The 14,460-nt window shown below is 72.6% G+C and carries 10 protein-coding genes; 7 read left to right on the top strand and 3 right to left on the bottom strand.

What is annotated here, in order from left to right; translation table 11 throughout:
• Positions 1-7: 7 nt before the first annotated feature.
• Positions 8-229, bottom strand: coding sequence for a hypothetical protein (locus ACWD4J_RS05120; protein WP_451393907.1), 222 nt, complete (start codon positions 227-229; stop codon positions 8-10).
• A 306-nt stretch (positions 230-535) separates the two neighbouring features.
• On the opposite strand from ACWD4J_RS05120, the gene ACWD4J_RS05115 reads away from it, so the two are divergent.
• The 7 genes from ACWD4J_RS05115 (at position 536) to moeZ (ending at position 10,913) form a co-directional block, all read left to right on the top strand.
• Positions 536-1,516 (top strand): alpha/beta fold hydrolase, encoded by a 981-nt coding sequence (locus tag ACWD4J_RS05115; protein ID WP_451393906.1) that lies wholly within the window; start codon positions 536-538, stop codon positions 1,514-1,516.
• Between the two features lie 407 nt (positions 1,517-1,923).
• A complete protein-coding gene (locus ACWD4J_RS05110; RefSeq protein ID WP_451393905.1) occupies positions 1,924-3,441 on the top strand; it encodes a DUF3152 domain-containing protein in 1,518 nt (505 codons plus the stop codon).
• 333 nt (positions 3,442-3,774) lie between these two features.
• Positions 3,775-5,592, top strand: coding sequence for a glycosyltransferase (locus ACWD4J_RS05105; RefSeq protein WP_451393904.1), 1,818 nt, complete (start codon positions 3,775-3,777; stop codon positions 5,590-5,592).
• Positions 5,593-5,594: 2 nt separating this feature from the next.
• Entirely contained in the window at positions 5,595-7,358 is a 1,764-nt protein-coding gene (locus ACWD4J_RS05100; protein WP_451394021.1) for a hypothetical protein, read from the top strand.
• Positions 7,359-7,918: 560 nt separating this feature from the next.
• The gene (locus ACWD4J_RS05095; protein ID WP_451393903.1) at positions 7,919-8,884 is read left to right on the top strand and encodes an NAD-dependent epimerase/dehydratase family protein; all 966 of its coding nucleotides are present in this window, start codon (positions 7,919-7,921) and stop codon (positions 8,882-8,884) included.
• Positions 8,872-9,672 (top strand): spherulation-specific family 4 protein, encoded by an 801-nt coding sequence (locus ACWD4J_RS05090; protein ID WP_451393902.1) that lies wholly within the window; start codon positions 8,872-8,874, stop codon positions 9,670-9,672. The genes ACWD4J_RS05095 and ACWD4J_RS05090 overlap by 13 nt, the downstream gene beginning before the upstream one ends.
• A gap of 62 nt (positions 9,673-9,734) precedes the next feature.
• Entirely contained in the window at positions 9,735-10,913 is a 1,179-nt protein-coding gene (gene moeZ, locus ACWD4J_RS05085; protein ID WP_451393901.1) for an adenylyltransferase/sulfurtransferase MoeZ, read from the top strand.
• A 208-nt stretch (positions 10,914-11,121) separates the two neighbouring features.
• Here moeZ and ACWD4J_RS05080 read toward each other — a convergent pair whose 3' ends face one another.
• Both ACWD4J_RS05080 and ACWD4J_RS05075 read right to left on the bottom strand, forming a co-directional pair.
• Complete coding sequence (locus ACWD4J_RS05080) at positions 11,122-12,672, bottom strand: alpha/beta hydrolase (RefSeq protein WP_451393900.1); 1,551 nt, start codon at positions 12,670-12,672, stop codon at positions 11,122-11,124.
• Between the two features lie 124 nt (positions 12,673-12,796).
• The gene (locus ACWD4J_RS05075; protein WP_451393899.1) at positions 12,797-14,344 is read right to left on the bottom strand and encodes an alpha/beta hydrolase; all 1,548 of its coding nucleotides are present in this window, start codon (positions 14,342-14,344) and stop codon (positions 12,797-12,799) included.
• Positions 14,345-14,460 lie beyond the last annotated feature (116 nt).

The raw sequence follows: 14,460 nt of genomic DNA, 5'->3' as shown, positions 1-14,460 counted from the left end.
GTGCAGGTCATCGGTAGTCGTCCTCGTCGAGGGTGACCACTCGCGCCTGTTCGACCCGGTCCGCCTCGTTGGCCTGGTCCGGGTCCGAGTCCTGCAGTGAGTCGTCGCGGTTCGGCGCGAGGTCCGCGTGCTGCTCGGCGGCGTCCGCCTCCGGGGCCTCGACGTCGATCTCGGGTACGGGTTCCACGGCGTCCTCGAACGTCTCGGGGTCGGTGGGGTCGACGGTCATGTGTCCTCTTCCCGAGCGGTGCGAGCGCGCTCGTTGTCCGGTCCGAGTGCGGTCGGTCCGAGTGGCCTCGGTCGGTCCGAGTGGACTCGGTCGGTCCGAGTGGACTCGCTCGGTCCGAGTGTGTCCTCGTGCGGTCCGAATCTGTTCTCGTACGGTCCGGTTCCGGGCCTCCGCGGTCCGGGGAACCGTGGATGTGAACGTCCGAGTGCTCTCCCTATGAGCGTAGGAAACACCCGATCCCAGCGCTACGCGATCTGTGATGGCGAACACACAAACAGGTGCGTGATCGTCTCGTAACATTGCCGCATGTCTTCGACCGAGCTGCCGCCCGCCCTAGCCGCCACTGTCACGCCCAGGGTGGGCGCTGTCAGGGTCGGGGAGGGAGAGCAGCTCCGCTCGGTGGCGCTTTCGGGGCTCACACTGACCGTCCGCTCGCGGCCGCCGGCCCGCGGGGGGCTGCCGCCCGCGCTGTACGTCCACGGGCTGGGCGGTTCATCGCAGAACTGGTCGGACCTGATGGCGCTGCTCGACGACACCGTGGACGGCGAGGCGGTCGACCTGCCGGGCTTCGGGGACTCCCCGCCGCCGGACGACGGCGACTACTCGGTCACCGGGCACGCCCGCGCCGTCATCCGCTATCTCGACGCGCAGGAGCGCGGGCCCGTCCATCTCTTCGGGAACTCGCTGGGCGGCGCGGTCGCCACGCGTGTCGCCGCGGTCCGGCCCGACCTGGTCCGGACGCTGACACTCGTCTCGCCCGCGCTGCCCGAGCTGCGGGTGCAGCGGGGTGCGGTGCCGACGGCCCTGCTCGCGCTGCCCGGGGTCAGCACGCTCTTCACCCGCATGACGCGGGACTGGACGGCGGAGCAGCGGGTCCACGGCGTCATGCAGCTCTGTTACGGCGACCCGGGGCGGGTCACGCTGGAGGGTTTCCGGGCCGCCGTCGAGGAGATGGAGCGCAGGCTCCGGCTCCCCTACTTCTGGGATGCCATGGCGCGCTCGGCCCGCGGCATCGTCAACGCCTACACGCTGGGCGGCCAGCACGGGCTGTGGCGCCAGGCCGAGCGGGTGCTCGCCCCGACCCAGCTCATCTACGGCGGGCGCGACCAGCTGGTGGCGTACCGCATGGCGCAGCGCGCGGCGCGGGCTTTCCGCGACTCCCGGCTGCTGACCCTGCCGGACGCCGGTCACGTGGCGATGATGGAGTACCCGGAAGCGGTCGCGAAGGCCTTCCGGGAACTGCTCGCCGAAACGGACGGCCAGGCCTACGTGAACGCGGGGAGCTGAGACGGCGCGTGGGACGTCATAGCCGCCGGGGTCCGGTGGACAACCGCCGCGACCCGGCTTACACCGGCGGCAGCGCCGACATACGCGCGGACACCATACGGGCGGGCGTCGCCGCGCCGCCGGAGACGGGGCCGGGGACCCGCACCGCACCCTCGGCTCCCGGCCCGGCGCCCCGTCCCGCGTCAGGCGATCCGGGGAGCCAGGGGCAGGCACGGCCGGTTCCGCAGCGGACACAGGTACCGGGCCAGGCGCCGGCGCCCTGGCCGGAGGGGACTCCGGCGAACGGCGCACCACAGATATGGGACGGGACGCCTGCACACGGAGTCCCGAGAGCGCACCAGGCCGGCACCCCAGGGGGCGCCGCCCCGCGCGTGAACGACGGCACCCCTGGGCGCGATGTTCCGCGTATGTGGGACGGGACGCCGGCGCGTGGGGTGCCGAGGCTGCCTGATGGCACGCCCGCTCATGGGGTGCCTCGGTTTTCTGATGGCACGCCTGCTCGTGGTGTCCCGCGGGTGCCGGATGGCACCCCGGCCCGTGGGGTGCCCCGGGTGCCGGGTGGTACTCCGGCTCAGGGCGTTCCGCGGATGTGGGATGGGACTCCGGCCCACGGTGTTCCGCGGGTGCCGGACGGGACTCCGGCCCGTGGGGTGCCGAGGTTGCCCGACGGGACTCCGGCTCGCGGGGTGCCGCGGCTTCCCGACGGCACCCCCGCCCACGGTGTTCCGCGTATGTGGGACGGCACGCCGGCGCATGGTGTCCCGCAGATAGGCGATGGAGCCGCCCCCGGCGTGCCGCATGTGCGCGGCGGGCACCCCGAGAAGTCGGCGACCGTGCCGCGGACCGGTGGTGCGGGCGCCGGCCGGGTCGCGCCCGCGGGCCCGAGGATTCCCGGGCCGCGCAAGGAGTATCTCGACGCGTTCGACGACGTGGACGTGTTCGCCCCGCGCAACGCCCCCGTGGCCGGCCCGGCGGCGAGCCCGGCGGCGCCCGTCGGCCCTGACGCGCCCGTCACCGGCCGGCGCACGGTCGACGACACCGACGAGGCGCCGAAAGCAGCGCCTGACGGCCTCGTGGACCCCGACGGCTTCGACGGACCGAAGCGCGCCAAGGAGGTCAAGGGCGGCAAGGGCCGCGCCCTGACCGGTGTCGCGGCCGCCGCCGTCACCACCGTCCTCGCTGTGGTCGTCGCCGGACAGGTGACCGGCCACGACAGCGCCGGTACGCGGACGCAGGCCGCGAAGGCCGGACGGGCGACCGACAACGCCCAGGCCTCGCGCTCCGACGGCCGGGCCACGCCCTCCGAGACGGCTGCCGCGGCCCCGGCGACGTACGCCCAGCAGATGAGCAAGAAGTACCCACTCGACCCGCAACTGAAGGGCTCGGGCAAGTTCGAGGTCGTCCCGGGATTCGACAAGGCGCCCGGAAAGGGGCAGCTGTTCCGCTACCGCGTGGACGTCGAGCAGGGGCTCGGCCTGGACGGCCAACTCTTCGCGGAGGCCGTGCAGAAGACCCTGAACGACGACCGGAGCTGGGCCCACAACGGCGGCCGTACCTTCGAACGGGTCTCATCGGGCAAGGCCGACTTCGTCATCACGCTGGCGAGTCCCGGCACGACGGCGGTCTGGTGCGCCAAGTCCGGGCTGGACACGACCGAGGACAACGTGTCCTGCGACTCGGCCGCCACGGAACGCGTCATGATCAACGCCTACCGCTGGGCACAGGGCGCGAAGACCTACGGCGACCGCATCTACGCGTACCGGCAGATGCTCATCAACCACGAGGTCGGCCACCGCCTCGGCTTCAACCACGTGACCTGCAGCCGGAACGGCGCGCTCGCACCGGTCATGCAGCAGCAGACCAAGTTCCTGACGTACGGCGGAATCACCTGCAGGCCCAACCCCTGGCCGTATCCGAACAGTTGATCCGTCCGAGGAGCCGGCTGTCCGGGCTGCTCGCCGCGGCGCCGTCGCTCGACCGGGCGTCGTGGGGCAACGACGGGCGGTGCGGCGGGAATTGGCCATCGTGTGACGATGTGTAGCGAAGTGATCTCCTAGCGCGACGAAACGCCCCCTGTGGGGGAAAGTTACGTCCGTTCACCCCTTTTGGTGGCGCGATGGACAACCGTCCATCGCGCCACCGGCATGTCCGCATACGTTCGTCCTGCTGCCGGCCGCCCGGCCAATGGCGGCCGCCAGCGGGAGATCGGGGGTGTACTCGTGCGCATCGGACTACTTACGGAGGGTGGCTATCCGTATATGAGCGGTGACGCCAGGCTCTGGTGCGACCGGCTCGTGCGCGGGCTCGGGCAGCACGAATTCGACGTCTACGCGTTCAGCCGCAGCCGGCAGCAGGAGGACGAAGGCTGGGTCCCGCTGCCGCCGCAGGTCAACCGGGTGCGGACGGCTCCGCTGTGGTCCGCGGACGGCGGAGGCGTGGCGTACGGGAGGCGTGCGCGACGGCGGTTCGCCGAGCATTACGGGGAGTTGGTGGCGGCGCTGTGCGCCAGGGGGGGCGCACGCGGCGCGCACGGTCAGGCCGAGGCGTCGGCTGACGGGTCCCCCCGCGTGCCGGCGCCGCGCTCGCAGCCGGGATCCGCGGAGGGCTCCGGTGGCGCCGACACGTGCGCCAACACCAAGGAGGACCGTTTCTGCGGTGCGCTGTACGGGCTCGCCGAACTGGCCCGCGACGAGGGCGGACTGGCCGCCGCCCTGCGCTCCGAGCCGGCGGTGCAGGCACTCGAGCGCGCCTGCCGCGCCCCCGGCGCTCCACGTGCCGCACAACTCGCCCGGGTGCCCGACCTGCTCGCCGTCGCCGCCCACCTGGAACGGGCGCTGCGTCCCCTCTCGCTCGACTGGTACGAGGACGACGGGCTCGGCTCGGTCGACCTGTGCCACGCCACGTCCGGCGGCGCGGCCGCCCTGGCGGGACTGCTGGCCAAGGAGTTCTCCGGAGTGCCCCTGCTCGTCACCGAGTACGGCGTGCAGTTGCGGGCGCACTACCTGGCTGCCGCCCGGGAGTACCCCAGCGCACCGGTGCGCGCACTGCTCGCCGCGTTCCACGGACGGCTCGCGGCCGAGGTCTACCGGAAGGCGGCGCTCATCACGCCCGGCAACACGCACGCCCGGCGCTGGCAGGAGCGCTGCGGCGCCGACCGCGCCAAACTGCGCACCATCTACCCCGGCATGGAGGCGTCCAGCTTCGCGGAGGTCGGCGAGAGCACCGAGTGCGCCGATCCCGGCACCCTCGTCTGGGTCGGCCGCATCGAGCCCGGCAAGGACCTGGTCTCGCTGCTGCACGCGTTCGCGGAGATCCGCAAGGACGAGCCGAAGGCACGGCTGCGGATCGTCGGCGCGCCCGCCGACGGCGCGGAGGCCGCGACGTATCTCGCGCAGTGCCGCGCACTGGCCGCACAGCTGTTCCCGGACGAGGCGGAGGGCGTGCACGCGGTCGGCGACAACCCCGTGTCGTTCGAGGAGTTGGGCACGCCCGAGGTACCGGATCTCGCGGAGGCGTACGCGGCCGGGAGCGTGGTCGTGCTCTCGAGCGTCGTGGAGGGCTTCCCGATCGGCCTGGTCGAGGCGATGTTCTGCGGGCGCGCGACCGTGTCCACCGACGTCGGTGCCGTGGTGGAGGTCATCGGCGGCACCGGTCTCGTCGTACCGCCGCGCAATCCGCGCGCGCTCGCCGAGGCGTGCACCGCGCTGCTGCGTGATCCTGAGCGACGCGCGCGGCTGGGTGCGGCGGCGCGTGCGCGGGCCCTCGAACTGTTCACGGTCGAACAGAACATCGCGGCGTTCGGCTCCCTGTATCTGGAGATCGTTTCGCACTGTCCCGTACGCCGTGAGGCGGTCGACGACACCGGAGGACCATTGCCCTTCGGCGTACCGCCCGAGGCCCATGTGCCGGGCACCTGGACGCGAGGGTCCGAGACCGCGGGGCGGTCCGGTGACCGCCGGGCCGGGGGACCGGCGTCCGGACGGACGGCGCCGCGCTGGGTGACGCCGAGGAGGGCAGGGGCCGGGTCCACCGCCGGTGCCCGGGCCGCTTTCGTCCCGGGGGAGGGGGCGCTGTGAGCATGCAGAACACGGAGGAGGCGTGGGGCGCGGTCGACGCGGGTGACGCCTCGAGCGCCTCGGACTCGTCGATTGCGTCGGGCGACGAGGCGTCGGGCGCGTTGCCCGGGATGTTCCTGGACGCTTCTCTGCTGTCGCCTGAGCCGGGGCCGGAGTTGCAGCCGGGGCCGGAGCTGCAGCCCGGGGCGGGGCTGGAGTCGGCGGCCGCGTCGACGCCTGCGCCAGGGGCCGGCGGCGGGCCGGACTCATGGGGTGAATCGAACGCCTGGGCTCTGTTGGACCCGTGGGCCCGGCTGGGCTCCGGACTCGGGTCGGAGCCCGGTCTCCTGGCGCGCACAGGGACCGAAGACGAGAACGGGGGCCACACGGGCTCCGCGGAGAGGGGCGGTTCCGGGTTGTCGGCGGACGACGGTGCCATGTCTCTTGCAGAGTTTGATTCCGTGGCTTCGGCGGCGGGCCGTTCCGTGGCTGTGGCGGAGGGCGGCAGCGAGCCGGCCGGACGCGGTTCGGCCGAGGGGAAGGGTCCGGCGGCCGCGAGCAGCGCGGATGCTGCCCTGGAGCACGGCGGTCCTGCCACTGCCGTCGGCGATGGCGCTGTCGGCGACAGCGGTCGCCCGGCAGCCCGTACCGAGAGCCGCGGAACCGCGCGCGACGGGCGTCAGGACCGAAGAAGCGAGCGGCGGCCCGACAGCGCCCGGCGCCGGGCCGTCGACCCCGTCAAGGGGCTCATGCACCAGCACCGCGAGCTCTGCGAGCGGGCCGTCGACCCGCTGGAGATCGCCGCGGGGCTCGAGGCCCACGGCGTGACCGACCGGACGGCCGCACGATTCCGGCACAAGGACGTCTTCTCGCTGGCCGAGGAGATGTACGCGCGCGTGCCGCGTGCCGCCGAGCCCGACGAGAGGCCCGCGACGCGTGGCGCGCCCGAGCCCCGTGCCGCGTGGGCCGCGACGGCGCTGCTGCCCGGCGCCGTGTGCGGCATCGCGGTCGCCGGCATGCATGCCCTCGGCGGCCGCCTCGGTCCGGTTGCCGGCATCGGCATCGGCGGCGCCATCGCCGTCACGGCCGCGCTGTGCTTCGCGGTCCGCCGGGGACCACTGCACTCCCCAGGCCGTGCGGGAACCGCCACGCGCGCGTGGACAGGCTGGCTCATCGCCTACGCCGTGGGCGGGGACGGCCTGCTGGCAGCCGCCCTCGCGGGCGGGCCCGACGGACCATGGCCGCTCGCGACGGCGCCTGCCCTCGGCCTCGCGCTCGCCGTGGCGCCCGCCGCCTGGTGCGCGTACCTCTTCGCCGCCAAGGCCCGGAGCAAACTGGCCGTCAGCCGGGGCCTGGACGAGTTCGGCGCGGGCGTACGGCCCCTGCTGCTCGGCGTTTTCGCCCTGTTCCTGACCGCGCTCGGCGCGCTGCTCGGGCTGGCAGGGGCGGTTCTCGGCGAGGACGCCGCATACGCGGGAGCCGGTGCCCTCGGGGCGCTGCTGCTGCTCGGGCGCCTTCTCGCCGCGCACGGTGCCGACCGCGTACCCGCTGTCGTACTCGGTGCCGCGGCCGGCACGGAGATGCTGGCCCTGGCCTCGGCGTTCGCGGGACGCCTGCCCGGCTGCTCGGCCCTGGCCGTGCCCGTCGAGGCCGCCGTCGACACAGGGGGGCCCGGACTGGTCCCGGCCGTCGCCTGCGGCGCCGCGGCTCTGGTCCTGCTGGTCCACGCGGTCCGGGGACTGGCATGCGCCTCCGCCCACGCGACGACGCCCGAGGACGCGTCATGAGACGCCCGCGCGGGGCGGACCCCGCTTTGCGCAGCGTCTGGGGGCGCGCCGGCAGCGCTCGGGGTCGCGGCGTCTGCGGGGGCGGTGCCTGGGGCGGCTCGGCCCGCGTCGGCGGTGCCCGGGACGCCCCCGCCTACGCCCGGACCCTCTGCACCGACAGCGTCCTCGGCCGCAGCGTCGCCGTTCCGCGTGCGGCCTCTCGTGGGGCGGGGCCTCCGCCGCACCTGCGCCCTGGTCACGGCGTGGAGGCGCTGCCCCATGAGGAGCCGTCACACGGCGTCCGGCCCGGCCATCGCGCTCCGTCCGCCGCGGCCGGATCCGCCGCCATCGCGCCTCGCGGTGCCTCGGCGGCCGAGCGCGTGAGCGCCGACCGCGGCCGCGGCGCCCCTGTGCCCTCGGCTCCGCGCCGCATCCGCCCTCCCACCCCGCCGCCCTCTCACCGTCCTTCCGCCCACGGTGCCCACACCGCGGGCTGCACCCCTCGACCCACGGCAAGACCCCGAAGGAGAACACCAGATGACCACCACTCTCCCCGGAGAGTCCGTCTCAGGAGCCGCCCGATGAGGGTGTTGCTGATCGGAGCCAACGGATACCTCGGACGGTTCGTCGCCGACCGGCTGGTGGCCGACCCGGCCGTCCAGCTCACCACGCTCGGCCGCGGCGACGACGCAGACGTGCGGTTCGACCTCGCCAGCGGCAGCCCCGGCGCTCTCACCCGCTTCCTCGACGCCGTGCACCCCGGGGTCGTCATCAACTGCGCGGGCACCACCAGAGGCGGCGCCCGGGAACTGACCCGGCACAACACCGTCGCCGTCGCCACCGTCTGCGAGGCCATGCGCCGCAGCGGCTGCGCGGCACGGCTCGTGCAGATCGGCTGCGGCGCCGAGTACGGACCGAGCCAGCCCGGCTCGTCCACGGCCGAGGACGCCGTACCGCGCCCGGGCGGCCCGTACGGGGTCAGCAAGCTCGCCGCGACCGAGCTGGTCCTCGGGTCGGGGCTCGACGCGGTGGTGCTGCGCGTGTTCTCGCCCGCCGGACCCGGCACACCCGCCGGATCCCCGCTCGGCCGGCTCGCCGAGGCCATGCGGCGCGCCATGCAGGCCGGCGACGGCGAACTCAAGCTCGGCGGACTCGGCGTACAGCGCGACTTCGTCGACGTACGCGACGTGGCGCGCGCCGTGCACGCCGCCTCGCTGTCCGCCGCGCAGGGCGTCGTCAACATCGGCTCCGGGCGTGCCGTGCGACTGCGGGACGCCGCCGCCGTCCTCTCACGGGTGGCCGGTTACGGCGGCGCGCTGCACGAACTCGACACGCCGCCTGGGCCGGTGCGGACGGTCCTCGGGCACCCCCGTCCCGACTCCGACCATGCGACCCCGCCCGCCACCGTGTTCCCCTACCCGGACGGTTGCGGCAGCTGGCAGCAGGCCGACGTGCGCACCGCACGCGACCGGCTCGGCTGGCGGCCCCGGATCAACCTGGAGGAGTCCCTCGCCGACATCTGGATGGAGGCGGCATGCCGCATCTGACCAGCACCGCCACGGGCACCGCGAGCACCGATGTACGTGTCGGCTTCGGTGTCCCCGGCTACGCCCACCCCCTCGTCGCCCCGGTGGAATGGGCCGAACTCGCCCGCCCGGGCACCCCCCTGGACTGGGTCGTCCTGAATGTCGCGGGCGGGCCGGGCGTATTCCCGGACCCCCACTGCCTGGAGGCCGTGGGCCGCGTACGGAACGCCGCGCGGGCCCAGGCGCGCGACGCCGCACGGGGTGCGGGCCGCCCCGCGGGCGCCCGGCGTGTTCTCGGTCACCTTGACGCGCGGTACGGCGCCCGTACCTTCGGCGAGCTCGTCTCCGACGCGCACCGCTATCTCGACTGGTACCAGGTCGACGGTTTCTTCATCGACCACTGCCCGACCGAGCGCGCCGCGCTGCCCGAGATACGGCGGACGGCCGGCACCCTCCGCGGCCTGCTCGGCGACCCCCACATCGTGTTCGGCCACGGCACCCACCCGTGTCCGGGCTACGCCGAAGCAGCCGACCAGCTGGTGACCTTTGCCGGGCCGTGGAGCGACTACCGCTGGTCGCAGGTGGCCGAGTGGACCGCCGACCATCCGCCCGAACGCTTCTGCCACCTGGTGCACGGCGTGCCCCGCGGCCACCTCGACGAGGCGCTGCGGATCGCCCGCTGGCAGGGCGCCTCGACCATCTACTTCACCGACCGCACCGCCCGTGCGGGCTCCGCCGACCCCTGGGCGGGTATGCCCGGCTACTGGGACGAAATCGTCTCGCTGCTCGGACCACGTGTCTCGGAATGAAGATGGGCGTGGCAGTGTTACACGCAGAACAACCTTCCGTAATACCGACCAACGGAGTCCCCGTGTCGCTGCCACCCCTGGTCGAGCCAGCTGCTGAGCTCACCGTAGACGAGGTCCGCAGGTACTCCCGCCACCTGATCATCCCCGACGTCGGGATGGACGGGCAGAAGCGGCTGAAGAACGCCAAGGTGCTGTGTGTGGGCGCCGGCGGCCTCGGATCGCCGGCCCTGATGTACCTGGCCGCGGCCGGCGTCGGCACGCTCGGCATCGTGGAGTTCGACGAGGTCGACGAGTCGAACCTGCAGCGCCAGATCATCCACAGCCAGGCGGACATCGGCCGCTCCAAGGCGGAGTCCGCCCGTGACAGCGTCAAGGGCATCAACCCGTACGTGAACGTGATCCTTCACGAAGAGCGGCTCGAGGCCGAGAACGTGATGGACATCTTCAGCCAGTACGACCTGATCGTCGACGGCACGGACAACTTCGCGACCCGCTACCTGGTCAACGACGCGTGCGTGCTGCTGAACAAGCCGTACGTCTGGGGTTCGATCTACCGCTTCGACGGCCAGGCGTCCGTCTTCTGGTCCGAGCACGGCCCCTGCTACCGCTGCCTCTACCCGGAGCCCCCGCCGCCGGGCATGGTCCCCTCCTGCGCCGAGGGCGGCGTCCTGGGCGTGCTCTGCGCGTCCATCGGCTCCATCCAGGTCAACGAGGCCATCAAGCTCCTCGCGGGCATCGGCGAGCCCCTCGTCGGCCGCCTGATGATCTACGACGCCCTGGAGATGCAGTACCGCCAGGTCAAGGTCCGCAAGGACCCGAACTGCGCGGTCTGCGGTGAGAACCCGACCGTCACCGAGCTCATCGACTACGAGGCCTTCTGCGGCGTCGTGTCCGAGGAGGCCCAGGAGGCGGCCGCCGGTTCGACGATCACTCCCAAGCAGCTCAAGGAGTGGATCGACGACGGCGAGAACATCGACATCATCGATGTCCGCGAGCCGAACGAGTACGAGATCGTCTCGATCCCCGGCGCCCGTCTGATCCCGAAGAACGAGTTCCTGATGGGCAACGCCCTGCAGGACCTCCCGCAGGACAAGAAGATCGTCCTGCACTGCAAGACGGGTGTCCGCAGTGCGGAGGTCCTCGCCGTGCTCAAGGCCGCGGGCTTCGCGGACGCGGTGCACGTCGGCGGCGGCGTGATCGGCTGGGTCAACCAGATCGAGCCCGAGAAGCCGGTCTACTAGGCCGCGGGGGCCTGCCGGGCCTCGCACGCCTCGCTTTTCCGGATGGGGCCCTGCTCGCGACGTGCGAGCGGGGCCCCATCGGCGTACCAGGGCGCCCGGCCCCGTGTACCGAGGCGCGCCCGGCCTCGCGTATCGAGGCGCGCCCGGCCTCGCGTACCCGGGCCGTGCGCAGCCTGCGCACAGGCCTCGACGCAGGCCGTGGGAGAGGTCAGGAGCAGACCTTGCCGTCCTTCGGCACCGTGCCGTCCAGCAGGTAGTCGTTCACCGTCCCGTCGACGCAGTCGCTCCCGCTGCCGTACGCCCCGTGGCCCTGGCCCTTCCAGGTGAGCTCCACACCGACGCCCTTGCCCAGCTCGTCGGCCATCTTCCGGGCGCCCTCGTACGGCGTGGCCGGGTCGCCCGTGTTGCCGACGACCAGGATCGGCGCGGCGCCCGGGGCGCTCACCTCCGTGGTGTCGTGCAGCCCCTGCACCGGCCAGTCGTGGCACCAGCCCGCCGTGTCCCAGCCCAGGAACGGCCCGAAGACCGGGGATATCTTCCGGAACTGGGCCAGCCGCTGCTCGGCCTCCTCGGGCGTCGGGCGCTCCTTGTCGTCGAGGCAGGAGATCGCACGCTGGGAGTGACTCTGCGTGCCGTAGTGGCCCGACGAGTCGCGTTCGTCGTAGAGGTCGGCCAGTGCCAGCAGCTGCGAGCCGTCGCCCGCCTCGGCCGCCTGCAGGGCGCTGGTCAGCGCGGGCCAGGACGCTTGGCTGTACAGGGTCACGGTGATCCCTATGATCGCCAGGGACTGGTTGAGTTCACGGTCGCTCGATGTCGGCAGGGGCTTCGCGTCTATCCCCTTGAGAAGAGCCGCTATCTTCTCGGTGCCCTGCTTCGGGTCCTGGCCGGTGGACTTCAGATAGTTGTCGAGGGCCCGCTGGAAGCCACGGGTCTGGTTCTCGGAATGGCCCACCGCGCCGACGGTCGGGTCGACCACGGCGTCGAGCACCAGGCGGCCCGTGTTCTTGGGGAACAGGTGTGCGTAGACGCCGCCCAGCTCGGTGCCGTACGAGATGCCGAAGTAGTGCAGCTTGTCGTCGCCGAGGACCTGGCGCATGAGGTCCATGTCACGGGCGGCCTCGTCCGTGGAGACATGCGCCAGCAGCTTGCCCGCGTCGCGTTCGCAGCCCGCTCCGAAGTCGGCCGCGTCCTTGAAGTACCTCTGCTCCTCGGCCGCCGTGTCCGGGGTGAGGTCGACCGACTCGGCGGTCTGGAGGTCCTTGTCGCTGCGGCAGCGCACGCCCTCGCTGGCTGCGACCCCGCGCGGGTCGAAGCTCACCAGGTCGTACCGCTTGCGGAGCGTGTCGTACTCGTCGGCGAAGGACGGGAGCATCGAGACGCCGGAGCCGCCCGGACCGCCGAAGTTGAACAGCAGCGAGCCTATGCGCTTCCCCTCGTCTGTGGACCTGGCGCGGATGAGCGCGATGCCTATGGTCTCGCCGTCCGGTTTCGCGTAGTCCAGCGGCACCCGCAGGGTCGCGCACTGCCAGTCGCCGCCGGGGGCCGCGGCGTCCGCGGTGGCCTTGCACCGGCCCCAGTCGAGCTTCTGCGACGTGAGGGACGCGGGCAGGTCCGTGCCCGTGGAGCCGGCCGTCGGCGACGAGGCGGCCGCCGACGGCTTCGAGTCGTCCGTCGCGCCTCCATCGGCCGCGCCTCCGCTGCAGCCGGCCACCAGCAGTGTTGCGGCGGCCAGAGCTGCTGACCGTACAAAGCGCGGCATGGGCACTTCCTTCCCCCTCAAGAAACCCCACGGACGACTTCAGGCCCGACTTCAGGCCATAGTAGGCAGGCCCACCGACAACGGCAGGCGGGGCCGACAGCAGGCGTCACGTGGAGACCGCGCGTCACGTGCAGACCGTGCCCGCCTTCGGCACGGTGCCCTCCAGCAGATAGGTGTTCACCGCGCCCGTCACGCAGCTGCTGCCGCTGTCGTAGGCGCCGTGGCCCTGGCCCTTGTACGTCATTTCCACACCCACGCCCTTGCCCAGCGCCTGGGCCATCCTGCTCGCGCCCTCGTACGGCGTGGCCGGGTCGCCGGTGTTGCCGATGACCAGGATCGGTGCGGCTCCGGCGGCGCTCACGTCGGGGTGGTCGGCCGCTCCTGGAACGGCCCAGTTCGTGCAGCCGATCAAGCCCCACGCGAGATAGTCACCGAACATCGGCGACGCCTTGCGGAACGCCGGAAGGCTCGCGTCGACGTCCGCCACGGTGTAGCGCGGCTTGTCGTCGGAGCAGTTGATGGCGACGTTGGCCGGCACCAGATTGCTGTACTCGCCGTCCTCGTTGCGCCCGGTCAGCGAGTCGGACAGCAGCATCAGGATCTGGCCGTTGCCCTCGTACGCCTGCTGCAGTCCCTCGGTGAGGTACTCCCAGAAGTCTTTGGAGTACAGCGCCTGCACGATGCCGTTCGTGGCGGCGGTCTGGGTCAGGTCCCGCGGGAAGATGCCGGGGATCGGCTTGGCCTCCAGGTCCTTCAGCAGCTTCGCGATCCGGTCCTTGACGTCCTGCGCGGTGTCGCCGACCGGGCAGTCCTCGACCTTGGAGGTGCAGTCGTTCGCGTAGTTGTCGAGCGCGAGCTGGAACCCGCCGGCCTGGGCGAGGGAGCTCTGCTCGGAATTCAGGGTGGGGTCGACGACGGCGTCGAACACGGCGCGGCCGACCCGCTTCGGGAACAGGTGTGCGTAGACGCCGCCCAGTTCCGTGCCGTACGAGATGCCGAAGTAGTACAGCTTGTCGTCGCCCAGGACCTGGCGCATCAGGTCCATGTCGCGGGCCGCGTCCGTCGTGCGGACGTGGGGCAGGATTTTGCCGGAGTTCGTCTCGCAGGCGGCGTTGAACGACTTGGTGTTGTCGACGAGCGCCGTGCGCTCCGCGGCGTCGTCGGGTGTGCCGTCCGTCTCGAAGAACTTGTCGAGCTGCGCGTCGTTCTTGCACACCACGGGGTCGCTGCGGCCGACGCCGCGCGGGTCGAAGCTCACCAGGTCGTAGCGGGTACGCAGCTTGGTGTACTGGTCGCCGAAGGCGGGCAGCGTCGTCACACCCGAGCCCCCGGGGCCGCCGAAGTTGAAGATGAGGGAGCCGATCCGCTGGTCCTTGGGGCCGCTGGCCTTGGCGCGGATGAGCGCGATGCCGATCGTGGCGCCCTTGGGGTCGCTCCAGTCGAGGGGCGCCTTCATGGTGGCGCACTCCCATTCCTCGCCGCCCGGCAGCGGTGACGGGGACTGGCTGCTGCCCTCCAGCGGCGACGGGACCGGGCAGGCCTTCCACTTCAGTTTCTGGGCCGTCAGGTCCTCGTCCTTCGGGCTGTTGTCGCTGCAGCCCAGGACCGTGACGGACAGCAGGGCGGCGGTGGCGAGCAGGACAGCAGTACGCAGACGGGCTGGGTTCGGCATGCCTTCATCCTCCGGCGGCACCGGGCCTGCCGCGCGCGGGACGCGGGCCGTGCGGGTGAGAGCCGGGGAGCCCGTGAGCGGCGGGTGGTGGAGTCGGGGCGGTGGTCGGGAGGACG

Source organism: Streptomyces sp. NPDC002577 (assembly GCF_053594815.1).
This window is presented reverse-complemented; position numbering and strand designations above follow the sequence as displayed.